This window comes from Limnohabitans sp. (genome assembly GCF_031538885.1).
Lineage (GTDB): Bacteria > Pseudomonadota > Gammaproteobacteria > Burkholderiales > Burkholderiaceae_C > Limnohabitans.
The window spans coordinates 1-24,431 of the sequence record NZ_JAVKLW010000136.1 but is presented as its reverse complement, the minus strand read 5'-3'; the positions used below and the strand labels follow the sequence as shown (position 1 = coordinate 24,431).

Sequence of the window (24,431 nt, the reverse complement as noted above, 5' to 3'; positions counted from 1 at the left end):
GTAATGAACATGATTTTTTCATCACGTCGGTACAGCCGGGTTTGGACCATCGTTGGGTTGGTTGCATTTTGTGCCGGCTGTATGGGGAGTCTTACCAATCGGTATGAGCGCATGAATTTTGAGAGTTATGTTGAGGCTTTGTCTATCGCCGATCTGGGTGACGCGCAGAGTAAGTGGGCCTATCGCGTTAAATCTATGCCCAATCGCGGGGAGTTGAGTGATTCGTTTCGCGACTGGTGCAAAGCCCGTGCAGGTATCTGGCAGAGCAATGCCAAGTTGATTCGCAACCTAAATTTGATCAGCACCAACAGCTCTCCCCGTACCTTGCCCGCGCCTGTAGGTGGGATGGCATGTATGACCAAGGATGCGAACCAAGACCAAGGCTCTTACGTGGAGTTTGCCGACAAATCGGTGGCGTTTTATACGGCGGCGCAGTGGCCTGCGTTGGATGAGGCGGTGCAACGCATCAACAAAGAGATTCAACAAAAAGACGAGAACGAGCGCTTGCGCAAAGAGGCGTGTCGCGCTCAGAAAACCAAGGTGCTTCGCACGCAAACACGCGTGGGTATGGATACCTTAGGCGGCACTGTGGTGGAGGTGAGGCAGGGCATGGTGTTGCTGGAGATTCCAAGTAAAACGGGTGCCCCCACGCAGTATTGGTCCAAGGTTCATTATTTGGAGCTACCTCTGGGCGAGTGTGAGTGACTAGTTTTCAGCACCTAAGGCTAAGGCTTCTTGACGACTGGCTGCTAGCGGCTCTGCGTCTAGCGTGTGCGTTGGCCAGCCGCCCATGTGCGTTTGGCTGAGGTCGTACATGCCTTGCACCCACGCAGGGCTGTCGTTCAAGCAGGGGATGTAGTGGAACACCTCACCGCCCGCGTGCAAATAGGCTTCTTGCGCTTCTTGCGAGATTTCTTCCAAGGTTTCTAGGCAATCACTGGTGAAGCCGGGGCAGATCAGATCGACGCGTTTGACCCCCTGTTGGGCCAATGCAATCAAGCTGGGTTCCGTGTAGGGCTCTAACCATTTGGCTTTGCCAAAGCGGGATTGGAAGGTGACCCTGTATTGGTCTTTGCTGAGGTCGAGGGCTTCGCCCAGTAGTCGGGCTGTTTTGTAGCACTCGCAGTGGTAGGGGTCGCCAAGATGCAGCGTGCGTTCAGGCACACCATGAAAGCTCATCACCAAACGTTCGGCTTGCCCGTGGTTGGCCCAATGCGCGCGCACGCGCTGCGCCAAGGCTTGGATGTAAGCGGGATGGTCGTGGTAATGGTTGATGAAACGAAATTCTGGCAGCATGCGGCTGCGTAGGCCCCAGTGGTAAACGGCATCAAACACGCTCGCCGTGGTGGTGCCTGAGTATTGGGGGTAAGCGGGCAGCACCAAGATGCGTGTGAAGCCTTCGGCTTTGAGGGTGTCAAGCTGGCTGGCAATGGACGGGTTGCCATAGCGCATGGCGTAGCGCACGCTGACCGCATGACCATTCGCAGTGAACAGGGTTTGCAATGCTCGTGCTTGTTGGGCTGTCCACACTTTCAGGGGGGAGCCTTGCTCGGTCCAGATCGTGGCGTATTTGGCGGCTGACTTGGCTGGACGCACACGCAAGATGATGCCGTGCAGGATGGCCGTCCATACCAAGCGCGGGATTTCAACCACGCGGTGGTCACCTAAAAACTCGGCCAAGTAACGGCGCACGGCTGGTGCAGTGGGGGCATCGGGCGTGCCCAAATTGCATAACAAAACTGCAGTGCGTGGCGCCTGGCCGTGGACGAAGGGGGGTTCTGGGGTGAAAGCGGATTTAAGCATGATGGGGTATTCTCGCCCAGCCATGATCGACCTTTCCAAAATCCAAGCCATAACCTTAGACCTTGACGACACTTTGTGGCCTGTCATGCCGACCATTGCTCGCGCCGAGCAGATGTTGCAGGCTTGGCTGACGGTGTATGCGCCCAACACTGCGCTGTTGTGTGTGCAGCCAGGGGTGAAGCAGGCGATCCGTGCCGAGATCAACCAACGCCATACAGACAAGGCGCATGACTTGAGTTTTTTGCGCCGCGAGGCGATTCGTGAGAGCTTGGTTCGCGCTGGCGATGCGCCGCATTTGGCCGATGCTGCGTTTGAGGTATTTTTTGCAGAGCGCCAAAACGTGACGCTTTACGAGGGTGTGAAGTCCGCACTGGAACGCTTGGCTGCACGTTATCCGTTGGTGGGTTTGTCGAACGGCAATGCCGATGTGTTTCGCACAGAAGCAGGGCCCTATTTCAAAGCGGCCGTCAGTGCTCGCGTGTTCGGTGTGGCCAAGCCAGATGTGCGTATTTTTGAGGCAGCGGCAGCACAGCTCCATCTCACAACAGCTTCGATGTTGCACCTAGGCGATGACGCGATGACTGATGTGATGGGTGCTCAAAACGCGGGCATGCAAACCGCATGGGTGAATACGCAAGGCCATGCGTGGCCGCATGACTCAGCTCAGCCCTTGACGGTCGGTCATTTGGCGGAGTTGTGCGACCACTTGTTGGCCTGAACGCACGGCGCCTTCGAGAGTGGATGGGTAGGGGCCGCTGATGTAGTCACCGCAGGCCCAGAGTCGCGGTGCAATGAAGGCATCAGGCCGTTGCAGCGCAGGGGTGCACGCCAGTGTGGCGCGTTTCTCGACCACGGTTTGCACGACGTGCAGTTGCTTCAATCCCAGTTGCTGTTGGATTTGGGCTTGGACTTGGGGTGCCACCTCGTCACGCGTGGCGGTGCAGGCGCTGACGACGACGGCCAACAAGCCGGGTTGCCGCGTCAGCGCGCCACGGTCAAAAACAAACTGCGCGGGCGCTTGGTGGCCGCTGTGCAACGCGACCATCGGACGCGGTAGGCCTGCGTAGCCCGTGTCGGTGCAATGCAGGTACACCGTGGCAATGGCAGTGTGGGCCAAGTCTGCGCATGAGGCTGCCCATGTGGGGGCAAGCTTCGCTGTGAGGCGAGCAGCTTCCCAGGCGGGACAAGCCAAGAGGAGGGGGGTGTCCGCAGACAGGTGCAGTTCTTCGAGCGCGTTGGCGTGGATGCGCTGGTTCAAATGGATGTGAACCCCGTGTGCTTGTAGCCAAGACACGCAAGCGTCCGGGAGCAAGGCTCCTAAATCCACGCGTGGCACCAGCAGGTCGGCGCTGCCCGGGCCACCGAGTAAGGCATCGTGCAGCACGCGCAAAAACACGCAGGCGCTGGCTTGATCCGAGGGGGTGTTGAGGGCGGACAGGCACAGGGGCTCGATCAACTGTTGCACCGCTCGTGGGCTCACTCCTGTGTTGTGACACAGTTGTGCGACGCTCAATGTGGGGTGGCATGTGAAAGCCGCGCGTTGCCAGCGCCAACATGCTTGGAAGAGGCTGGCCTTGTCTCCCAGTTGCCAGCCTTGTGCGTGCGCTATGCCCGCGAGCAGGTTGAGTGGCATAGGCCAGTCTGGCAAGTGCAGGCCTTGACCATCGGCAAAGCGCACATCCAACGGCAGACGGTGCAGCAGTTGCTCGGGGTCTAGGCCGACGGTGCGCATCAGGGCGAGGGTGTCGCGGTAAGCCCCGATCAACACATGCTGGCCATTATCGAGGGCTTGGTGGGCGAAGTGCTGTGGCAGGTTGCGTGCGCGTCCGCCTGCGATGGGGGTAGCTTCATAGAGGGTGACCTGCCAGCCCGCTTGCGTGGCTGCCACGGCTGCGGCAAGACCCGCCCAGCCAGCACCGACGATGGTGAGTGATGTCACAACAGGGCCTTCACGATGCGGCTTTCATGATGAAGCTCTCATGGCGCAGCTTTCAAGACACTGCTCAAAAGCGGCCAAGGGCTTGCATCTTCCAAGCCAGCCAGAGTTTGTGCAGCGGGGTGAGGGCCACGCGTTGGGTCAATACAGGAAATTTTTTAGTTTCGATTTCGCGCAGCAAGGTGCGGTAGATGCTGGCCATCATCAAGCCCGGTTTTTGGTGTTTCCAATCGTCCACGGGCAGCAGTGCCAAGGCTTCGTCATACAAGGCGTGTGCGCGGGCGGCTTGGAATTGCATGAGGGCTTGAAACCGCTCGGAGTCCAAACGGTTCAAGATTTCGTGGGCCTTGACATCGAAACGCTGTAGCTCGGCCACAGGCAAGTAAATACGGCCACGCAGCGCGTCTTCACCCACATCACGAATGATGTTGGTGAGTTGAAAGGCTTGGCCGAGGGCGTGGGCGTAGGCGGTGGTGGCAGCGTGGTGCTGACCAAAGATCTTGGCTGAAACTTCGCCCACCACGCCTGCCACGAGGTGGCAATAGCGGGTGAGGTTGGGGTAGTCGAGGTAGCGGGTTTGACTCAGGTCCATTTCACAGCCGTCGATGACGGACTGCAAACACGCCTCTTCAATGCCAAATTCGCTCACCCAAGGCCTCAAGGCTTGGGTGACGGGGTGCGTGGGGTTGCCGGCAAAGGCTTGTCGCACTTCGCTGTGCCACCAAGCCAGTTTGCTGGCGGCGACATCGGGGTCGGTGACTTCGTCGACCACATCGTCTACTTCGCGGCAAAAGGCATAGAAAGCTGTGATGGCCGCACGCCTTGGGGGGGGCAAAAAAAGGAATGCGTAATAAAAGCTGCTGCCTGAGGCGGAGGCTTTTTTCTGAACGTAGTCTTGAGGTGTCATGTGTGCGTGATTATCGGGGGCACGGGAGAGTTCGCATTGTCCTTACATACGGATGCAGCGCCACAGGATGCATGCGTAGTCTGTTTTTTTCAGGGTCGGACGGGTGAGCTGGCGGTGGTCTGCGCTGGGCGTGCGGGCGTCCAGTTTGTCCAAAATGCGCAAGCCGCCTTGCACCACAGCACGAAGCTCCCACCCCGCGCGGCCTTTGACGCGATGGACCAACGGTGCGCCTTGTAGCATGAGAGTGCGTGCGAAGCGAAGCTCTTGCTCTAGGGTGTGGTCTTGTGGCAAGTAGTCGCGATCGTTGAGAAGGTCTTGGCTGCGATCTTGCCAAAAGTTGATGAGTTGCAAGGCGGTGCAAATCGCGTCACTCTGTGCGTGTGCAGTGGCATCGTGGACGCCGAACAGATGCAGCATCAAGCGGCCTACCGGGTTGGCGGAACGGCGGCAATAGTCCAGCAGTTCCGCGCGGTTTTTGTAGGTTTGTCCAATGCTGGTGTAGACGACGTCTTGCTCAAACGCATCCAGCAGATCCAACAAGGGCTGTGTCGGCAACTGGAATTGTTCGAGCACTCTTTGCAAGGGGTTGAACACGTGCGGCCAGCGTAGGCTAGGTGTGCCCGTCTGGTGGAGACAGCTTTGCAGGTCTGCGCGATATTCTTCGAGCGCATCTAAGCGGTGGTGTGTAGGCGTATCGCCTTCGTCGACCAAATCATCTGCGGTGCGGGCAAAGTGATAAAGCGCTTGAACAGCGCCGCGCAAGTGCGCAGGGCAGAGCCAAGAGGCAACGGGGAAGTTTTCGTAGTGGTCGATGCTGGACATAAGTTGCCTATATTGTCGGTGCCCCTTGTGAACAGGGCGTCTATTCCAAATCGGCTACATTAATAACCAATTAGTCATTAATAAAAGTGAGTACTTTATGTTGCATTCGTTGATGTCTTCAAGCCGTTGGGTGGGCGCGGTTTGCGCGCTGGCCGTTTTGGGTGCTTGCGGCAAAGGCTCTGCGCCGCAAGAGCCTGTGCGTGCGGTGAAGGTGTTGACGGTGGGTGAGTCAGGTTCGTCAATGGCGTTTGAGTTCTCAGGCGATGTGCGCGCCCGTGTGGAATCGAGTTTGAGTTTTCGAGTGGCGGGCAAGCTATTGAGCCGTCCAGCGGAGATTGGCCAGCGCATCAAACCTGGTGCTTTGCTGGCGCAGCTTGACCCCCAAGACTACAGCGTGACGGCAGATGCGGCGGCAGCCCAGTTGGTGGCCGCACAAGCCACCCGCGATGTGGCGAGTGCAGATGTCAAGCGTTACCAAGATTTGCATGCGCAGGGCTTCATCAGTCTGGCCGAGCTGCAGCGTCATGAGGCGGCTTACGTTTCCGCCCAAGCACAGTGGAAGCAAGCCCAAGCGCAAAGCTCTGTGCAGAGCAACCAATCGGGCTACACCCGTTTGTTGGCCGATGGTGCAGGCATTGTGACCTCGGTGGATGCGAGTGCAGGTCAAGTGGTAGCTCCAGGCCAGCCTGTGGTGCGTTTGGCGCTGGATGGGCCACGTGATGTGGTGTTTTCGGTGGCGGAGGACAAACTCGGCTTGCTCAAAACTGGCACCCCAGTGAAGGTGCGTCAATGGGTGGACGGCAAAGTGTTGGACGCGGTGGTGCGTGATGTGTCTGCCAGCGCTGATAGTGTGACGCGCAGCTTTATGGTTAAGGCAGCTTTGCCTAAGGACGCGCAAGCAGTGTTGGGCTCGACCGTGACGGTTTATTTGTCCTTGGGTGATTTGAGTGCCGTGAAAACCATCAAGTTGCCGACCAGCGCTTTGCGTATGGAAGCGGGGGCAGCGTCGGTGTGGGTGCTTGATCCCAGCACGATGACGGTGAAAGCTCAAGCAGTGGAAGTCAACACCGCCGAGGGTAATGATTCCGTGGTGACCTCAGGCCTACAAAACGGAGACCAGGTGGTGTTGTCAGGCGTGCATGTGCTGACACCGGGGCAGAAGGTGTCAGTGTTTGGCGCGACGAAGTGAGTGAATGATGGAAGATAAATTCAACCTTTCGAAGTGGGCGCTGGACCACCCAGCACTGACGCGGTATTTGATGGTCGTGCTGATGCTCCTAGGCGTCGCTGCTTACTTCCAGTTGGGCCAAGATGAAGACCCGCCATTTACCTTTCGGGTGATGGTGGTGCGCACGTATTGGCCGGGTGCCACAGCGCATCAAGTGGCTGAGCAAGTGACCGACAAGATTGAGCGTACCTTGCAAGAGGTGCCCTATGCCGACAAGATTCGCAGCTATTCAAAGCCGGGCGAGTCACAAATCATTTTTCAACTGAAGGATTCGTCTAAGCCTGCCGATGTGCCCAATGCTTGGTATGCGGTGCGCAAGAAGATTGGTGACATGCGCTACACATTGCCGCAAGGGGTGCAAGGTCCGTTCTTTAACGATGATTTTGGGGATGTGTATGGCGTGATCTACGCGTTGGATGCGCCAGGGTTTACGCCTGCTGAGGTGAAGAGGTTTGCCGATGATGTGCGGCAGCAATTGCTGCGCGTTCCAGATGTGGCCAAGGTCGAGCAGTTTGGTGTGCAAGATGAAAAAATCTTCATCGAAATTCCTCAAAAACGTTTGGTTCAAATGGGGCTCGATGTGGGCGGGGTATTGGCGCAGCTGAGCCAAGAAAACGCAGTGGAAAACGCGGGGACGGTGCAAGCCCCGTTGGATGTGTTGCAGGTGCGTATTGGTGGTCAGTTTGAAACCGAAGCGCAGTTGCGCGCCATGCCTATTCGTGGCAGTTCGGTGCAGCAACTCAAGCTAGGGGATATCGCCACAGTGACCCGTGGTTATGTGGAGCCCGCGACAGTGAAGGTGCATCACCAAGGCAAGCCCGTGATTGCACTGGGGGTGTCGATGGGCAAGGGGGGGGACATCATTGCCTTGGGTAAAGCGTTGGAGCGAGCAACCGCACGCATTGAAAAAACGCTCCCCGTTGGTGTGACTTTGTTGAAGGTGCAGGACCAACCCAAGGCGGTGACGAAGTCGGTGGGTGAGTTTGTGCACGTGCTGGTTGAGGCGGTGTTGATTGTGTTGTTGGTGAGCTTTGTAGCTTTGGGTTTGCACAAGGGCGGACGCTACGGTTGGTATGTGGACATGCGCCCTGGCTTGGTGGTGGCCATCACGATTCCGCTGGTGTTGTCGATGACCTTTTTGGCCATGAATTATTGGGGAATTGGTCTGCACAAAATTTCGTTGGGCTCACTCATCATTGCGCTGGGCTTGTTGGTGGACGACGCCATCATTGCGGTGGAGATGATGGTGCGGAAAATGGAAGAGGGTTACGACCGTGTGCGCGCAGCCACGTTCGCGTATGAGGTGACGGCCATACCGATGCTGACAGGCACACTCATCACCGCCGCTGGTTTCTTGCCAATTGGCATGGCCAAGTCAACCGTGGGGGAGTACACCTACGCCATCTTTGCGGTGACGGTGATTGCTTTGGTGTTGAGCTGGTGGGTGTCGGTGTACTTTGTGCCGTATTTGGGTACCTTGCTGCTGCAAGTCAAGCCGCATAGAGAGCACGGTGGCGAACATGAGTTGTTTGATGGTCCGTTTTATCGCCGCTTTCGCACGTTGGTCACGTGGTGCGTGGAGTACCGCTGGAAAGCGATTGGCATCACCGGCCTTATTTTTGTGTTGGGCTTGGTGGGGATGGGGCGTGTGCAGCAGCAGTTTTTCCCAGATTCCAGCCGCCCCGAAATCTTGGTGGACTTGTGGTTTCCAGAGGGCACATCCTTCAATGCGAATGAAGTGGTGACGAAGGCGGTGGAGCAGCGTTTGCTCAAAGAGTCGGGTGTGCAAACCGTGAGTACTTGGATAGGTTCGGGCGTGCCGCGGTTTTATTTGCCGCTGGACCAAGTGTTCCCGCAAACCAATGTGTCGCAATTGATTGTGGTGCCCGAGAGTTTGGAGCGTCGCGAGTCTTTGCGCTTGGCATTGCCTGCGCTGCTAGTGCAGGAGTTTCCAGAGGCGCGTGCGCGGGTCAAGCTGCTGCCCAATGGTCCGCCCGTGCCTTATCCCGTGCAGTTCCGCGTGGTGGGCTCTGACCCCAAAGTGTTGCGCATGCGTGCCGATGAGGTGAAGGCGCAGATGCGCGCCAGCCCATCCACACGGGGCGTGAACGACAACTGGAACGAAGCCGTCAAAGTGATCCGCTTAGAGGTGGACCAAGCCAAGGCGCTGTCTTTGGGGGTGACGAGCCAGTCTATTGCGCAAGCCATGCGTACGTTGTTGGTGGGCTCCACTGTGGAGCAGTTTCGCGAGAACAACAAACTCATCGACATTGTGTTGCGTCAGCCGATCAATGAGCGTGATGCGATCAGCGATCTAACCAATGCCTACATTCCCACAGCATCAGGCCGCATGATTCCAGCGACGCAAATCGTCAAGCCGGTGTTTTCGTGGGAACCGGGTGTGATGTGGCGCGAAGGCCGCGAGTACGCCATCACGGTGCAGTGCGACATCATTGAGGGCTTGCAAGGCGCGACCGTGACCCAACAGTTGCTGCCTAACTTGAAGAAGTTGGAGGCCAAGTGGCTGGAGGCGGATGCGCAGCCCTACCGCATTGAGGTGGCAGGTGCGGTGGAGGAAAGTTCCAAGGGCTCTAGCTCCATCTCGGCAGGAATGCCGGTGATGTTGTTCATCACCTTCACCTTGTTGATGTTGCAGTTGCATAGTTTCAGCCGCGCCGTGTTGGTGTTCTTGACGGGGCCTTTGGGGTTGGCCGGCGTGGCTGGCGCTTTGCTGGCCTTGAATCGACCGTTTGGCTTTGTAGCCTTGCTCGGGGTGATTGCTTTGATGGGGATGATTCAACGCAACTCGGTGATCTTGATTGACCAAATTGAGCAAGACCGAGCCAGTGGCATCCCTGCTTGGGAGGCGATTGTGGAGTCGGCGGTGCGTCGCTTGCGTCCGATTGTGTTGACCGCAGCGGCGGCGGTGTTGGCGATGATTCCCCTCACACGCAGCGTGTTTTGGGGGCCGATGGCGGTTGCCATCATGGGTGGCTTGGTCGTTGCCACCGTCTTGACGCTGTTGGCACTGCCTGCCATGTACGCGGCGTGGTTTAAGGTCGAAAAGCCGTCTAAAATGCAAGGCTGACCGATTTCAAGCGGGTGGTCTTCCCAGACCACCCGTTGTTATTTAGAACCCGCGCGGGTGGCGAAATTGGTAGACGCACCAGGTTTAGGTCCTGACGTCCGCAAGGATGTGCGGGTTCGAGTCCCGCCCCGCGCACCAACTTGATTGAGAGCAAGCGGCCATCAGGCCGTTGCTGACCCTGCCAAATTTAGGAGAAACCACATGGCCGTGACTGTTGAAACTTTGGAAAAGCTGGAACGCAAAATTACTTTGACGTTGCTCGTGGACGTCATCGCCAAGGAAGTGGACGTGCGTTTGAAGCGCGTGGCACGCCAAGTCAAGATTGATGGTTTCCGTCCAGGCAAAGTGCCGATGAACATCGTGGCGCAGCGCTACGGCTACTCCACACAGTTTGAAGTGATGAACGACAAAGTGGGTGAAGCATTTGCTGTGGCCACGAACGAAGCCAAATTGCGCGTGGCAGGCCAGCCACGTATCACCGAAAAAGAAGGCGCACCAGAAGGCGAGATGCAATTCGATGCCATTTTCGAGGTGTACCCAGAAGTGAAGTTCCCTGATTTGTCCAGCGTCGAAGTGGACAAAGTAGCCGCAGAAGTGACCGATGCGGCGATTGACAAAACCATTGATATTTTGCGCAAGCAACGCCGTACCTTCGCCCAACGTGGCTTGGATGGTGCCGCGCAAGACAGCGACCGCGTGACCATCGACTTCGAAGGAAAGATTGATGGCGATCCATTCCAAGGCGGTAAGGCCGAAGACTTCCAGTTCTTGCTGGGCGAAGGCCAGATGCTGAAAGAATTTGAAGATGCCGTGCGCGGCATGAAGTCTGGCGAAAGCAAAACCTTCCCTCTGAGCTTTCCTGCTGATTACCACGGCAAAGATGTGGCGGGCAAACAGTCTGATTTCTTGGTGACCTTGAAAAAAGTCGAAGCTGCGCATTTGCCAGAAGTGACGGACGAGTTGGCCAAGTCTTTGGGTGTGGCGGATGCCACCGTCGCGGGTTTGCGCGCTGACATCAAGAGCAACCTCGAGCGCGAAGTGAAGTTCCGTTTGCTGGGTCGCAACAAGCAAGCCGCTTTAGATTCTGTCGCCACGAAGGCCGAGCTTGATTTACCCAATGCCAGCGTGCAAGCCGAACTCGACCGCATGGTGGAGGGCGCACGCGCTGATTTGAAAGCCCGTGGCATCAAAGATGCTGACAAGGCGCCTATCCCTGACGATGTGTTTCGCACAAAAGCTGAAAAGCGCGTGCGCATGGGCTTGGTGGTGGCTGATTTGGTTCGCGCCAATAACTTGCAAGCGACGGCTGAACAAATCAAAGCACACATTGAAGAATTGGCCTCTAGCTACGAGAAGCCCGCCGAGGTCGTGCGCTGGTATTACAGCGACATGGGCCGGCTGGGCGAAGTTGAAGCCATCGTCATTGAAAACAACGTGACTGACTTCATCTTGTCTAAAGCTAAGGTCAACGCCAAGGCGATTTCATTCGACGAATTGATGGGTCAATCTTGATCCGCCTACAAGGAAACAACATGAGCGCACTGGATACACAAGCTTTAGGCATGGTTCCCATGGTGATTGAACAGTCGGGCCGCGGCGAGCGGTCTTACGACATCTATTCACGTTTGCTCAAAGAGCGCGTGATTTTCTTAGTGGGCGAAGTCAACGATCAAACGGCCAACTTGGTGGTTGCTCAGTTGTTGTTCCTTGAGAGCGAGAACCCAGACAAAGACATTTCGCTCTACATCAACTCTCCCGGTGGTTCGGTGAGCGCGGGCATGTCGATTTTCGACACGATGAACTTCATCAAGCCTCACGTGTCCACATTTTGCATTGGCATGGCTGCCAGCATGGGCGCGTTTTTGCTGACGGCTGGCGAGAAGGGCAAGCGTTTTTCGCTGCCAAACTCCAAGGTCATGATTCATCAGCCTTTGGGCGGTGCCCGTGGACAAGCGACTGAAATCGAAATTCACGCTCGTGAAATCTTGAAAACACGCGATCAGTTGAATCGCATCTTGGCTGAACGTACGGGCCAGCCGCTTGAAAAAATTGAGCGTGATACCGAACGCGATTACTATTTGAGTGCTGACGAGTCCAAAGAGTATGGTTTGATTGATCAAGTGATCAGCAAACGCAGCTAACCGGCACCACGCACACCTCACACACAAGCACAGCACGTACATGGCAGATAAAAAAAGCGCTTCTGGCGAAAAAACGCTCTACTGCACCTTCTGCGGTAAGAGCCAGCACGAAGTCAAAAAGCTCATTGCAGGACCTTCGATTTTCATTTGTGATGAGTGCATCGACTTGTGCAATGAAATCATTCGTGACGAGTTGCCCAACTTAGATGCCAGCAAAGAAAAAGGCAGCGATCTGCCGACGCCTGCGCAAATCAAAGCTAATCTCGATAACTATGTGATTGGCCAAGAGCCTGCCAAACGTACCTTGGCTGTGGCGGTGTACAACCACTACAAGCGGTTGAAGCACAAAGAGTCGTCTAAGAAAGATGATGTTGAACTGACCAAGAGCAATATCTTGCTGATTGGCCCGACAGGTTCAGGCAAAACCTTATTAGCGCAAACCATGGCGCGCATGCTAAATGTGCCTTTCGTCATGGCAGATGCCACTACTTTGACTGAAGCCGGTTATGTGGGTGAGGATGTTGAAAACATCATCCAAAAGTTGCTGCAAAGCTGCGAGTACGACGTGGAGCGTGCGCAACGCGGCATCGTCTACATCGACGAGATTGACAAGATTTCGCGCAAGTCCGACAACCCTTCTATCACCCGTGATGTGTCAGGCGAGGGTGTGCAACAAGCCTTGCTCAAATTGATTGAAGGCACGATGGCGAGCATTCCACCTCAAGGTGGTCGCAAGCACCCCAATCAAGACTTTTTGCAAGTTGACACCACCAACATCTTGTTTATTTGTGGCGGTGCGTTTGCAGGGCTTGAGAAAGTCATTGAGAACCGCACAGAAGCCTCGGGTATCGGGTTTGGTGCGACGGTCAAGAGCAAAGAGTCACGCAGCTTGTCCGAAGTCTTCGGTGAAGTCGAGCCTGCTGACATCATCAAGTTCGGTTTGATTCCCGAGCTGGTGGGCCGTATGCCTGTCGTGGCGACATTGGCTGAATTGACGGAAGATGCGTTGGTGCAAATCTTGACCGAGCCTAAGAATGCCTTGGTGAAACAGTACAGCAAACTGTTGGCTATGGAAGGCGCTGAGCTTGAAATTCGCCCCGCAGCTTTGCGTGCGATTGCCAAAAAAGCTTTGGCACGAAAGACGGGTGCGCGCGGTTTGCGTTCTATCCTTGAGCAATTGCTGATTGACACCATGTACGAACTACCGAATTCGCAGAATGTCGAAAAGGTGGTGGTTGAAGAAGCCACCATCGAAGAAAATAAACCTCCTTTGTTGGTGTACCGAGAGGCCGCCAAAAAGGCTTGATGATTGAACTCGGGGACAGTGCAACGAAGCCTGTCCCTTTTTACTGGAAGGCTGACCATGTCTGGACAACCCTTGCTACCTGCTACGCCTCTTGAGCTGCCCTTGTTGCCTTTGCGCGACGTAGTGGTGTTTCCGCACATGGTGATTCCACTGTTTGTCGGACGTCCCAAGAGCATCAAGGCCTTAGAGGCCGCTATGGCTGCAGAACGCCGCATCATGCTGGTGGCCCAAAAAGCAGCCGCCAAAGATGAGCCTGCTGTCACCGACATGTTTGAAGTCGGTTGCATCTCCACAATTTTGCAAATGCTCAAGTTGCCAGACGGCACCGTCAAGGTGTTGGTTGAAGGCCAGCAGCGGGCCAAGGTGGACGGCATTGAAGACGGTGAATCGCACTTCACCGCCCACGTCACGCCTATCGAAGTGTTGCCGGCTGAATCTGGCAGCGAGGTGGAGGCCCTGCGCCGCGCTGTGATGCAGCAGTTTGACCAATACGTCAAACTGAACAAGAAAATTCCGCCCGAGATTTTGACCTCCATTGCCAGCATTGATGATGCAGGCCGTTTGGCTGACACCATCGCTGCACATTTGCCTTTGAAGCTCGAGAGCAAGCAAGTCGTTCTTGACCTATCGCCTGTGCGTGATCGTTTGTCCAACTTGTTTGAGCAAATCGAGCGTGAGGTTGAAATCCTCAATGTAGACAAAAAAATCCGTGGCCGCGTCAAGCGTCAGATGGAAAAGAACCAACGTGACTTCTATCTGAACGAACAAGTCAAAGCCATCCAGAAAGAACTGGGCGAAGGCGAAGAGGGTGCGGACATCGAAGAGGTCGAGAAGAAGATCAAAGCTGCTCGCATGCCCCAAGAGGCCCGCAAGAAAGCAGAAGCAGAGCTGAAGAAACTCAAGCTCATGTCACCCATGTCGGCTGAAGCCACTGTCGTGCGTAACTACCTTGATGTCTTGGTGGGCTTGCCATGGAACAAAAAGACCAAGATTAAACATGACCTCGGCAATGCTGAAGATGTGTTGAATGAAGACCATTACGGCCTCGACAAAGTCAAAGACCGCATCTTGGAATACCTTGCTGTCCAACAGCGTGTGGACAAAGTCAAAGCCCCCATTCTTTGTTTGGTCGGCCCCCCTGGCGTGGGTAAAACCTCTCTAGGTCAATCGATTGCCAAAGCCACGGGTCGTAAATACGTGCGCATGGCTTTGGGTGGCATGCGCGACGAGGCTGAAATTCGTGGTCACCGTCGCACCTACATTGGCGCAATGCCAGGCAAGGTGCTGCAAAGCTTGACCAAGGTGGGCACACGCAATCCTTTGTTCTTGTTGGACGAGATTGACAAGTTGGGCATGGACTCGCGTGGCGATCCTTCCAGTGCGTTGCTGGAGGTGCTGGACCCTGAGCAAAACAACAAGTTCGCCGATCATTATGTGGAAGTTGATTACGACTTGAGTGATGTGATGTTTGTTGCCACCTCCAACTCGATGAATATTCCGCCTGCTTTGTTGGACCGGATGGAAGTCATTCGTTTGTCGGGGTACACCGAAGATGAAAAAACACACATCGCGATGAAGTATTTGCTACCCAAGCAAATGAAAAACAACGGCGTGAAAGACGAAGAGTTGTCGGTGGATGAAGCCGCTATTCGCGACATCGTGCGCTACTACACCCGCGAAGCGGGTGTGCGTTCGCTGGAGCGCGAAATGTCCAAGATTTGCCGTAAGGTGGTCAAGGCCTTGTTGCTCAAACAAATGAAGCCGCAAGTCAGAGTGACAGCGGACGATTTGCCTGAGTTCCTCGGCGTGCGCAAGTACACCTATGGACGTGTGGAAGCGGAGAACCAAGTTGGCCAAGTGGTCGGTTTGGCGTGGACTGAAGTGGGCGGCGATTTGCTGACCATCGAAGCCGCCATCATGATTGGCAAGGGCACCATCACGCGCACCGGCTCTTTGGGCGATGTGATGAAAGAATCTGTCGAAGCTGCACGCACGGTGGTGCGTAGCCGAGCACGTCGCTTGGGCATCTCTGAAGAGTTGCTGGAAAAGCGTGACATTCACATTCACGTGCCAGACGGTGCCACACCGAAGGATGGTCCGAGCGCAGGTGCGGCCATGACCACGGCCCTTGTGTCCGCGCTGACCGGTATTCCTGTACGTGCCGATGTGGCAATGACAGGTGAAATCACATTGCGTGGCGAGGTGACGGCGATTGGTGGCTTGAAAGAAAAGCTGCTGGCTGCATTACGCGGTGGCATCAAGACGGTGATGATTCCTGAGGAGAACATCAAAGACTTGCAAGAGATTCCAGAAAACGTGAAGAACGGTTTGGAGATCGTGCCAGTGCGTTGGATTGATAAAGTCTTGGAAATCGCGCTTGAAAAAACGCCAACACCTTTGCCAGACGACGTGCCTGTTGTGTCTGCCACGCCAATGACGGACGCAGGCACCAAGACAGAGGCCGTGAAGCACTAAGATTTTTCTGATGTCAGTCTCTCTGAGCAGAAAAATACGCTAGAATATCGGTTTAATGCGGGAATAGCTCAGTTGGTAGAGCGCAACCTTGCCAAGGTTGAGGTCGCGAGTTCGAGCCTCGTTTCCCGCTCCAAATTCGAAAAGGGAAGCAGTCAATGCTTCCCTTTTTCGTCAAAGTAGATGGCGCGATAGCAAAGCGGTTATGCACCGGATTGCAAATCCGTTTAGCCCAGTTCGACTCTGGGTCGCGCCTCCATATAAATCAAGGACTTACGAGTGATCGTAAGTCCTTTTTTGTGTTTGAAACTATGCCGATCTCACCCTGCTTGGTCAGATTCAGGACGCTCCTAAAATCGGTCAAACGCCTCTTCAACAAACCCCATTCAAAACGGTGGGGCACTAGTGTGGAAAGCAATGAGGAATTTGTGCCATAATATAGACCTTCTCGTTTGTGCCCGGGTGGTGAAATTGGTAGACGCAGGGGACTCAAAATCCCCCGCCGCGAGGCGTGCCGGTTCGATTCCGGCCCCGGGCACCATCGGTAACATTTACCGTCTTGTCTCGATATATGGTAGGCTTTTCGCTGTACTTTTATTTTTCGAGGAGACGTTGATGAGTGTCGATTTTCAAATCAACGGCAAGGCTGCCAAGGCCAATGCCGAAACAGACACCCCCCTGCTGTGGGTAATCCGTGATGAGTTGGGTCTGACCGGCACCAAGTTCGGTTGCGGTGCTGCCTTGTGTGGCGCGTGTACGGTGCATGTCGACGGCCAGCCCGTGCGGTCCTGCCAAACCCCGCTCTCGACGGTCTCAGGCAAAAAAGTCGCCACGGTGGAAAGTCTTTCCAAAGACAACAGCCACCCGCTGCAAGTGGCATGGATCAAACACGATGTGCCGCAATGCGGCTACTGCCAATCGGGCCAGTTGATGAGTGCCGCCGCGTTGCTGGCTAAAAACAAAAATCCCAGCGATACCGAGATCGATCAAGCCATGAGCGGCAACCTTTGCCGTTGTGGCACCTACACCCGTGTACGCGCTGCCATCAAAGATGCCGCCGCCATGATGCGCCAAGCTTGAACTGCTGGAGATACACCATGACACACACAAATACCTCTCGCCGTTCCTTCCTGCAAACATCTGCCGCCGTCACAGGCGGCCTGATGCTTGGTTTCAACCTGCCTGGCACACAGGGTGAGGCCAGGGCCTCAGGCACCGTGCACACGCCCAATGCGTGGGTGCACATTGCGGACAACAACGTCATCACCTTGTTGTCGGCCCGTTCGGAAATGGGTCAGGGCGTTTACACCTCCATGCCGATGTTGATTGCAGAAGAACTGCATGTAGACATCCGCCAGATCAAAGTGGCTGCTGCACCGCCTGATGCGGTGTATGTCAATGCTTTGTTGGGCGCACAAATCACGGGGGGCTCTACCTCGGTACGTGACGGTTGGCTCAAGCTGCGCGTGGCGGGTGCGCAAGTGCGCGAGATGCTGATCACCGCGGCCGCCGCGCGCTGGAATGTGGACCGCGACCTGATCAAAGCCGACAAAGGCATGATTTACGGGCCAAAAGGTCTCAAGTCCACCTACGGTGATTTGGCGCAATCTGCCGCCAGCATGCCTGTGCCTGAGAAGCCGCCGCTCAAAGACCCCAAGGATTTCAAAATCGTGGGCAAGCGCACCAAGCGTGTGGACACGCCAGCCAAGGTCAATGGCACGGCCGAGTTTGGTATTGATGTGAAGTTGCCGGGCATGGTCTACGCCTCGCTGACGCAGTGCCCCGTGATTGGCGGGAAGGTCAAAAGCTTTGACGGCACAGCAGCCAAAGCATCGACGGGCGTGATTGATGTGGTGCAACTCAACGATGGGGTGGCTGTGGTTGCTAGCAGCTGGTGGCAAGCCAAGAAAGCCCGTGACTTGCTGAGCATTCAGTGGGACGAGGGTGCAGGTGCTGCCTTGAGCGATGCCAGCGTGATTGATGGCACACGTCAAGCCTTGAAGACCGGCAAGGTGCTGGAAATCACCAAGCCACAAGGCGATGTGGCTGCGGCACTCAAAGGCGCCGCGAAGGTGATCGAAGCCGAGTACGTCATCCCCTTGCAAGCGCATGCGCCGCTCGAGCCCATGAACTTCACAGCCCATGTGCAAGGCAACAAAGCCTTGCTGATTGGCCCTACACAATTCCAACAAGGCGCCCAAGGCGCCGTGGCTGGCGCGTTGGGCCTCAAGCCTGAAGACGTCACACTGCAAACCACTTTCTTGGGTGGTGGTTTTGGTCGTCGCTTGGAGTGGGATTTCATCGTCCAAGCTGCACAAATCTCCAAGGCCGTCAACAAGCCCGTCAAATTGCTGTGGACACGTGAAGACGACATGACGCATGACTACTACCGACCTGTCGGCGTGAACCAACTCAAGGCCGGTCTGGATGCCTCAGGCAAGCCTGTGGCTTTGCACTTCAAGGTCGCTTCTCAGTCAGTGACGCAACGCGCGTTTGGTTTACCCAAAGACACGATGGACCCGTTCATGGCCGAAGCTGCGGTGGCGGGCTACAACATCGCCAACACCCAGCACGATTTGGTGATTCACGACACGGGTGTGCGCGTGGGCTACTGGCGTGCCGTGAGCCATAACATGAATGCGTTTGCCAATGAGAGCTTCATGGACGAGCTGGCCAAAGCCGCTGGCAAAGACCCCTACGACTACCGCATGAGCCTGCTGGCGGGCAAGCCCCGCTTTGCCAACGTGCTCAAACTCGCCGCAGACAAAGCGGGTTGGGGCAAGCCTGTGGCCAAGGGCCGCGCACTGGGCATTGCTTTGATGGAAGGCTATGACACTTACATGGCGCAAGTCGCGGAAGTGAGTTTGGATGCCAACGGCGAGGTACAAGTGCATCGCGTGTCGGTGGCCGCAGACTTAGGCCACATGGTCAACCCCGACACGGTCGAGGCGCAGTTGCAGTCCAGCATCATCTTTGGCATGGGCGCGGCGTTGAAGCACCAAATCACCATGACGGCTGGTCGTGTGCAAGAGACCAACTATCACAACTTCCAGCCAGTACGCATGCACGAGGCGCCCAAGATTGACATCATGTTGGTTCAAAGCAGCGAGAAGCCAGGCGGCATTGGTGAGCCCGCCACCGCAGTGGTGGCCCCAGCCATTGCCAATGCGGTGGCCAAGCTCACGGGCAAGCGGGTGCGTCGTTTGCCTATCACGGCCGACGTGCTCAAGCAAACAGCGGTGGCTTAAGCCACCACGAAAGACGCTGCGATGGAGAGCTTAGACCTGCGTGTGTTGGGTGATGTGCTTGCCTGGCGTCAGATGGGTCGACGCGTCACCTTGGTCACGGTGGTGGAGACGTGGGGCAGCGCCCCGCGTCCCCCCGGTGCTTTGTTGGCGGTGCGCGATGATGGTGTGGTCAGCGGCTCTGTCTCGGGTGGGTGTGTCGAGGACGATTTGATCGCGCGCATCAAAGCGGGCGAGTACGACGCGCTCGCACACCCCTCGATGGTGGCCTACGGCGTGAGCAAAGAAGAAGCGACTCGCTTCGGATTGCCCTGCGGCGGCACCTTGCGCTTGGTGCAAGAGCCTGTCAAAGACGTGGCTTGGATTGAAGAGGTGTTGCAACGCACCGCGTCTCACCAATTGGTGGCGCGGACGGTGAAGTTGTCGACGGGGGAGGTGACACTGCGCGATGCTGTGCGCACCGATGCCTTGCAGTTTGATGGCCTCACACTCACCACCTTGTTTGGACCACGCTGGCGCTTGTTGTTGATTGGCGCTGGCCAACTCAGTCAAACCGTGGCGCACATGGCCCAGTTGCTCGATTTCGAGGTGTTGGTGTGTGACCCGCGAGAAGAGTACGCCGCAAGCTTGGGCCTCGAAGGTGTCACGCGTGTCATGGGCATGCCCGATGACGTCGTGCTGGCGCTCAAACCCGACGCGCACACCGCGGTGGTGGCTTTGACGCATGACGCCAAGCTCGACGACATGGCTTTGATGGAGGCCTTGAACTCGGATGCGTTTTACGTGGGAGCCTTGGGATCGCGTCGCAATCAAGCCACGCGCAAGCAACGCTTGATGGAGCACTTGGAGGTGAGCGAGCAAGCCTTGGCACGTTTGCATGGCCCCGTGGGTTTGAACATCGCGGCCAAAACACCCGCAGAAATTGCGGTGTCCATCCTTGCACAAATCGTGCAGGTCAAAAATGCGGCGGTGGTGGCGCCCAGCGCGAGCGAATCCTCTTGCCTCAAGACGTGACGCCTTTGCCGACTGTCATCGTACTGGCCGCAGGCAAAGGTGAACGCTTCAAAGCTTCAGGTTCGACCCAAGACAAACTCCATACCTTGCTGTGTGGCCAACGTGTGCGCGACCATGTGCTGGCCGCAGTGCAAGCCAGTGGCTTGCCGTTTCATGTGGTCGAACGCGAACACACCGCACACTTACATGAACCTGGTATGGGCGGCAGTATCGCTTGCGGGGTGGCTGCAACCGCACATGCCAGCGCTTGGTTGGTCTTGCCTGCGGACTTGCCGTTGATTCAGGCTGACACGCTGTTGTCTGTGGCGGCTGCTTTGCAGCAACATGCCGTGGTGGTGCCGTTTTATCAGGGCCAACAAGGCCATCCCATTGGGTTTGATGCGTCATGTGGTGCTGCGCTATTGCAACTCCAGGGGGATCAAGGCGCGCGCGCTGTGTTGGCCCAACATCCAGTTTGCAGATTGGATGTGGTGGATGAGGGCTGTGTGTTGGATGTCGATACGGTGGCGGCGCTGGCACAGGCTCATATAGGTTTGCAAAAACGTCTAGGCATTTGACTTCTGTCAATCACGGGCTTTTGCGAGCCGCTAAGATAGTGCCGCCAGCATCTTCTGGCCCTATTTCCAACTTTGCTAAGGGCACTCTTATGAACAAACCTACCAACCGTCGTGTTTTCATGATGCAAACCATCTCTGTTGCTGGCATCGCCGCCTTCGCGACAACGGCGGCACAAGCTGCGATGGTGGACGAGAAAGACCCTCAAGCCACAGGCTTGGGCTACAAAGCAGACGCCACAAAAGTGGACAAAGCCAAACAACCCAAATATGCGGCTGGCCAACAGTGCAGCAACTGTGCGTTGTTCCAAGGTAAAGCAGGCGATGCTGCGGGTGGATGCCCTTTGTTTGCGGGCAAACAAGTCTCTGCTAAAGCTTGGTGCACGGCTTACGCGAAAAAGGCTTAATCTCAGCCTCGGCCTCGGCCTCTCGTCAGAGGCCATCACACCATGGGAGCCAACGGGCTCCCATTTTTTCTTGGACTCCACCACCATCGACCTGTGTCTGGGGTTGTTCGACTGGGCACCGTTTCGCTCCGCCAAGGCCGCTGTGAAGATGCACACCTTGCTGGACTTGCGCGGCTCCATCCCGGCCTTCATCCACATCAGCGACGGCAAGATGCACGATGTGCATGTGCTGGACATGCTGCCCATCGAGGCGGGCGCTTTCTACATCATGGACAGAGGGGCTATCTGGATTTCTCTCGCCTGTACACCATGCACCAGTGCGCGACCTTCTTCGTGACCCGTGCCAAGAGCAATATGAACGCCCGGCGTGTGTACTCGGCTCCTGTGGAAAAAACCACAGGCCTTGTCTGCGATCAGACCATTGCACTCAATGGGCACTACGCAGGCCAAAACTATCCCGCGCATCTGCGGCGCATCAAGTTCAACGACCTGGGATCGGAAAAGACACTCGTCTTTCTGAGCAACAACATGACACTGCCAGCGTTGACCATCACAGCCCTGTACAAGAACCGTTGGCAGGTCGAGTTGTTCTTCAAATGGATCAAGCAGCATCTGCGCATCAAGAAATTTTTGGGCACCAGCGAAAACGCGGTCAAGACGCAAATCTGGTGCGCCGTGGCCACGTACGTGCTGATTGCCCTTGTCAAGAAGGAGTTGCAATTGGAGGCCTCGCTCTACACTTTTCTACAGATTTTGTCGGAGTCTGTTTTCGAGAAAATGTCGATTTCATGCGTCTTGCGGCCTGATGCCTACACATCAGAAGAGGTAGACAGCGCTAAGCAGTTGAATTTGTTCACTTTTTAACCGGACACTACTGAGTCTGTGGGTAGTGATGGTGTGTTCACTTTAGAGTTGCTGAAGTCGGGTCAGCACTTGCAAGTGCAAGGGGCCGCAGGCATGGATGTGCCGATGTCGTGCGGTCAGGGTATTTGTGGCACGTGTTTGACCCGTGTGGTGGGCGGTGTGCCCGACCACCGAGACATGTACCTCAGCGGCGAAGAGCAAGACGCGAACGATCAGTTCACGCCGTGCTGTTCACGCAGTAAAACTGCGGTGCTGATGTTGGATCTTTGAGGGCTTGTGGGCTAGCGTGCGTAACCGCCGCCGCCACCAAAACCGCCACCACTGCGTCCACCACCCGAGCGGCCGCCACCTCCACCCCTGCCGCCACCTGAGCGGCCGCCATAACCGCCACCTCCACCACCGCCGCGTTTGCGTTCGGTCATGAGGTCGACGCTGGTGCGTGTGGGGTCAGGCTGGCGTTGCGCGCCACCTTGTGTTTTGTGGCCAAACGCGTTCACGCCGCTTTGCGTGCCGAGGTGTGCGTTGGCACGAGGTTGGAAGTCGTCATCGTCACGACGCGGCGCGCGTGGTGCATCCATGTCACGTGGTGGGCGTGGCGCATCGTTGCGGGGGGCACGGTTGTCGAATTGACGTGGTGGGCGTTGGCCCTGGCCTTGACCGGGTTGGCGGTTGCCATCACGCGCAGGGCGGTCACCCATTTGGGCACGCTCACCATCACGTGCGGGGCGGTCACCCGCGCGGTCACGGCCCACATGGCTGTTCGGACGAGGTGCGCGCCCCCCGTCGCTACCGCCTTGGCCACCACGGCCACCGCCATTGCGACCGCCGCCTGTGGCTTTGGTGTCGCGAATGCGTTGCATCATTTCGCCACGTGCGGCTTTGGCCGCTGCTGCCATTACGTCACGGCCTGGGGGCTTGCCTAAGCCGCCCCACAGGGTTTGACGGCCCATCGCAATGGGCTCAGCCTTTTCATCGGCTTCAGGGCCAAAGCCCTCAACCGCAACGACAGGCACTTGTTGTTTGGTAAAGATTTCGATGTCGCGCATGAACCCTTGTTCATCCAATGACACCAAGCTCACGGCTTCGCCGCTGGAGCCCGCGCGGCCTGTGCGACCAATGCGGTGCACATAGTCTTCGCTGATGTTGGGGATTTCGTAGTTGACCACGTGTGGCAACTCGTCAATGTCGATGCCGCGTGCTGCAATGTCGGTGGCGACCAAGGCGCGGATGTCGCCGCTCTTGAAGCCCGCCAAGGCTTGGGTACGTGCGGTTTGGCTCTTGTTGCCGTGCAAGGCCATGGCACTGATGCCGCTCTTGGTCAAGAACTCGGCCACGTTGTTGGCGCCAAACTTGGTGCGGGTGAACACCAACACTTGGCTCCAGTTGTGCTCGTTGATGATGTGGGCGAGCAAAGCCTTTTTCTTGCCACGACCCACCGGGTGAACCACTTGCGTGATGCGCTGCACCGTGGTGTTGCTGGGGGTGACTTGGATGCTTTGCGGATTTTTCAACAGGTTGTTGGCCAGCTCGCGAATTTCGTCGCTGAAAGTAGCAGAGAACAACAAGCTTTGTTTGTCTTTGGGCACCAAGGCCAAGATTTTTTTGACGTCGTGGATGAAGCCCATGTCCAACATGCGGTCGGCTTCGTCGAGCACCAAAATTTCCACGGTGGACAAATCGAGCAAGCCTTGCTGTTGCAAGTCGAGCAAGCGGCCGGGGGTGGCCACCAAAATGTCCACGCCTTTTTTGATGCGTGCCACTTGCGGGTTCATGCCCACGCCGCCAAAGATGACGGTGGAGGTGAGTTGCAAATACTTGCCGTAGTTGCGGACCGACTCTTCCACTTGGGCCGCGAGTTCGCGGGTGGGCGTTAGCACGAGGGCGCGCACGCCGTACACACCAAACTTGTTTTCTTTGCTGCGGCTCATGGTGAGTTTGTGCAGCATCGGCAGTGTGAACGCCGCTGTTTTGCCAGTGCCAGTTTGGGCACCGGCTAACAAGTCGTGCCCAGCGAGTACGACTGGAATAGCCTGTGCTTGGATGGGGGTTGGCGTTTCGTAGCCCTGTTCGGCCACAGCTTTTTGGATGGCCGGAGCCAAATTTAAATCTTCAAATTTCATGATGGAGCGCTTAGGTCAGCGCGTGACACCAACCCGCTTGGCCCGAAGGCCACCCAGTCAAAGGTCGGCAATAGTTACAGGTGAGCTCTAGAAATCACAAACAGAGAAGTGTTTGGAACCAGCTCCAGCAGAAGTGCTGATGTTGCGGCAACTGGCGGCGACAACGGTGCATATTGTGGCATGGATTGAAGGGGCCCCGCGTCGAAAAGCTTTGCTACCGCCGCGCCGCCTTGAGCCTTGGGTTTTAAAGGACGGCGGAGGGTGGTAGTACAGGGACTGTTGGCGTGAAAACTTGAAAGAGGGTGTAGACATTGCCCAAATCACCGATTAGCACGGCGGCATCGTCAGGGCTTATCGATTCTGCACTCATGGCATCAGACAATACAAGGCGGATTCAAGGACGAAGTGCAACACGCTTTAACGAGGCATGGAATACCTCGTGAGGTGTCTTGAATCCTAGTCGCTTTCTGGGGCGGTGATTCAATCGGTTTTCAATCATAGTCAATTCCTCATCCGTCACGGTT

18 protein-coding genes, 4 tRNA genes and 2 pseudogenes are annotated in these 24,431 nt (G+C 56.4%); 19 read left to right on the top strand and 5 right to left on the bottom strand.

The features are described 5' to 3' along the window. The first annotated feature begins 111 nt into the window (after positions 1 to 111). Positions 112 to 705 carry a hypothetical protein gene (locus RMS03_RS11040; RefSeq protein WP_310627102.1) on the top strand — a complete coding sequence of 198 codons (594 nt, stop codon included), beginning with the start codon at positions 112 to 114 and terminating at the stop codon, positions 703 to 705. Here the strand turns inward: RMS03_RS11040 and hemH are convergent, their stop codons facing one another. Next, a complete protein-coding gene (gene hemH / locus RMS03_RS11035; protein ID WP_310627101.1) occupies positions 706 to 1,803 on the bottom strand; it encodes a ferrochelatase in 1,098 nt (365 codons plus the stop codon). 22 nt (positions 1,804 to 1,825) lie between these two features. On the opposite strand from hemH, the gene RMS03_RS11030 reads away from it, so the two are divergent. Then, positions 1,826 to 2,521, top strand: coding sequence for an HAD-IA family hydrolase (locus RMS03_RS11030; RefSeq protein WP_310627100.1), 696 nt, complete (start codon positions 1,826 to 1,828; stop codon positions 2,519 to 2,521). On the opposite strand, the gene hpnE is transcribed toward RMS03_RS11030, so the two are convergent. The 3 genes from hpnE to RMS03_RS11015 form a co-directional block, all read right to left on the bottom strand. Further along, positions 2,462 to 3,742, bottom strand: a complete 1,281-nt coding sequence (gene hpnE / locus RMS03_RS11025; RefSeq protein WP_310627099.1) for a hydroxysqualene dehydroxylase HpnE — start codon at positions 3,740 to 3,742, stop codon at positions 2,462 to 2,464. The two genes, RMS03_RS11030 and hpnE, sit on opposite strands and share 60 nt — an antisense overlap. Positions 3,743 to 3,806: 64 nt before the next feature. After that, positions 3,807 to 4,646 carry a presqualene diphosphate synthase HpnD gene (hpnD, locus tag RMS03_RS11020; protein WP_310627098.1) on the bottom strand — a complete coding sequence of 280 codons (840 nt, stop codon included), beginning with the start codon at positions 4,644 to 4,646 and terminating at the stop codon, positions 3,807 to 3,809. Positions 4,647 to 4,688: 42 nt separating this feature from the next. Next, positions 4,689 to 5,468 carry a squalene/phytoene synthase family protein gene (locus RMS03_RS11015; protein WP_310627097.1) on the bottom strand — a complete coding sequence of 260 codons (780 nt, stop codon included), beginning with the start codon at positions 5,466 to 5,468 and terminating at the stop codon, positions 4,689 to 4,691. Positions 5,469 to 5,565: 97 nt separating this feature from the next. Here RMS03_RS11015 and RMS03_RS11010 point away from each other — a divergent pair, with 97 nt between their 5' ends. From RMS03_RS11010 to RMS03_RS10930, 17 genes and pseudogenes are all read left to right on the top strand, one after another. Beyond that, on the top strand, positions 5,566 to 6,657 hold the full coding sequence (locus RMS03_RS11010) for an efflux RND transporter periplasmic adaptor subunit (protein ID WP_310627096.1): 1,092 nt from the start codon (positions 5,566 to 5,568) through the stop codon (positions 6,655 to 6,657). Positions 6,658 to 6,661: 4 nt separating this feature from the next. Continuing rightward, complete coding sequence (locus RMS03_RS11005; protein WP_310627095.1) at positions 6,662 to 9,784, top strand: efflux RND transporter permease subunit; 3,123 nt, start codon at positions 6,662 to 6,664, stop codon at positions 9,782 to 9,784. A 51-nt stretch (positions 9,785 to 9,835) separates the two neighbouring features. Further along, positions 9,836 to 9,922 (top strand) — tRNA-Leu (locus RMS03_RS11000). Positions 9,923 to 9,985: 63 nt separating this feature from the next. Continuing rightward, a complete protein-coding gene (gene tig, locus RMS03_RS10995; RefSeq protein WP_310627094.1) occupies positions 9,986 to 11,296 on the top strand; it encodes a trigger factor in 1,311 nt (436 codons plus the stop codon). A gap of 20 nt (positions 11,297 to 11,316) precedes the next feature. Beyond that, a complete protein-coding gene (clpP, locus tag RMS03_RS10990) occupies positions 11,317 to 11,925 on the top strand; it encodes an ATP-dependent Clp endopeptidase proteolytic subunit ClpP (RefSeq protein ID WP_310627093.1) in 609 nt (202 codons plus the stop codon). A 40-nt stretch (positions 11,926 to 11,965) separates the two neighbouring features. Then, positions 11,966 to 13,231: an ATP-dependent Clp protease ATP-binding subunit ClpX gene (gene clpX, locus RMS03_RS10985; RefSeq protein ID WP_310627092.1), complete on the top strand. Its 1,266-nt coding sequence runs from the start codon at positions 11,966 to 11,968 to the stop codon at positions 13,229 to 13,231. A 57-nt stretch (positions 13,232 to 13,288) separates the two neighbouring features. Further along, positions 13,289 to 15,706 carry an endopeptidase La gene (gene lon / locus RMS03_RS10980; protein WP_310627091.1) on the top strand — a complete coding sequence of 806 codons (2,418 nt, stop codon included), beginning with the start codon at positions 13,289 to 13,291 and terminating at the stop codon, positions 15,704 to 15,706. Between the two features lie 57 nt (positions 15,707 to 15,763). Beyond that, positions 15,764 to 15,839: transfer RNA gene (locus tag RMS03_RS10975), tRNA-Gly, on the top strand. Positions 15,840 to 15,888: 49 nt separating this feature from the next. Continuing rightward, positions 15,889 to 15,962 (top strand) — tRNA-Cys (locus tag RMS03_RS10970). Between the two features lie 197 nt (positions 15,963 to 16,159). Beyond that, a tRNA-Leu gene (locus tag RMS03_RS10965) sits at positions 16,160 to 16,244 on the top strand. A 74-nt stretch (positions 16,245 to 16,318) separates the two neighbouring features. Then, the gene (locus RMS03_RS10960; protein WP_310627090.1) at positions 16,319 to 16,783 is read left to right on the top strand and encodes a 2Fe-2S iron-sulfur cluster-binding protein; all 465 of its coding nucleotides are present in this window, start codon (positions 16,319 to 16,321) and stop codon (positions 16,781 to 16,783) included. A 17-nt stretch (positions 16,784 to 16,800) separates the two neighbouring features. Then, positions 16,801 to 18,951 (top strand): xanthine dehydrogenase family protein molybdopterin-binding subunit, encoded by a 2,151-nt coding sequence (locus RMS03_RS10955; RefSeq protein ID WP_310627089.1) that lies wholly within the window; start codon positions 16,801 to 16,803, stop codon positions 18,949 to 18,951. Between the two features lie 21 nt (positions 18,952 to 18,972). Next, a complete protein-coding gene (locus RMS03_RS10950; RefSeq protein WP_310627088.1) occupies positions 18,973 to 19,962 on the top strand; it encodes an XdhC family protein in 990 nt (329 codons plus the stop codon). Continuing rightward, positions 19,959 to 20,519 carry a nucleotidyltransferase family protein gene (locus RMS03_RS10945; protein ID WP_310627138.1) on the top strand — a complete coding sequence of 187 codons (561 nt, stop codon included), beginning with the start codon at positions 19,959 to 19,961 and terminating at the stop codon, positions 20,517 to 20,519. The genes RMS03_RS10950 and RMS03_RS10945 overlap by 4 nt, the downstream gene beginning before the upstream one ends. 119 nt (positions 20,520 to 20,638) lie before the next feature. After that, complete coding sequence (locus RMS03_RS10940) at positions 20,639 to 20,923, top strand: high-potential iron-sulfur protein (RefSeq protein WP_405023533.1); 285 nt, start codon at positions 20,639 to 20,641, stop codon at positions 20,921 to 20,923. Positions 20,924 to 20,987: 64 nt separating this feature from the next. Next, positions 20,988 to 21,787, top strand: a pseudogene (locus RMS03_RS10935) (IS4 family transposase); the annotation flags it as partial. A gap of 24 nt (positions 21,788 to 21,811) precedes the next feature. After that, positions 21,812 to 22,057: pseudogene (locus tag RMS03_RS10930) on the top strand (2Fe-2S iron-sulfur cluster-binding protein); the annotation flags it as partial. Between the two features lie 11 nt (positions 22,058 to 22,068). Here RMS03_RS10930 and RMS03_RS10925 read toward each other — a convergent pair. Beyond that, positions 22,069 to 23,907, bottom strand: a complete 1,839-nt coding sequence (locus RMS03_RS10925; protein WP_310627086.1) for a DEAD/DEAH box helicase — start codon at positions 23,905 to 23,907, stop codon at positions 22,069 to 22,071. Between the last annotated feature and the right edge of the window lie 524 nt (positions 23,908 to 24,431).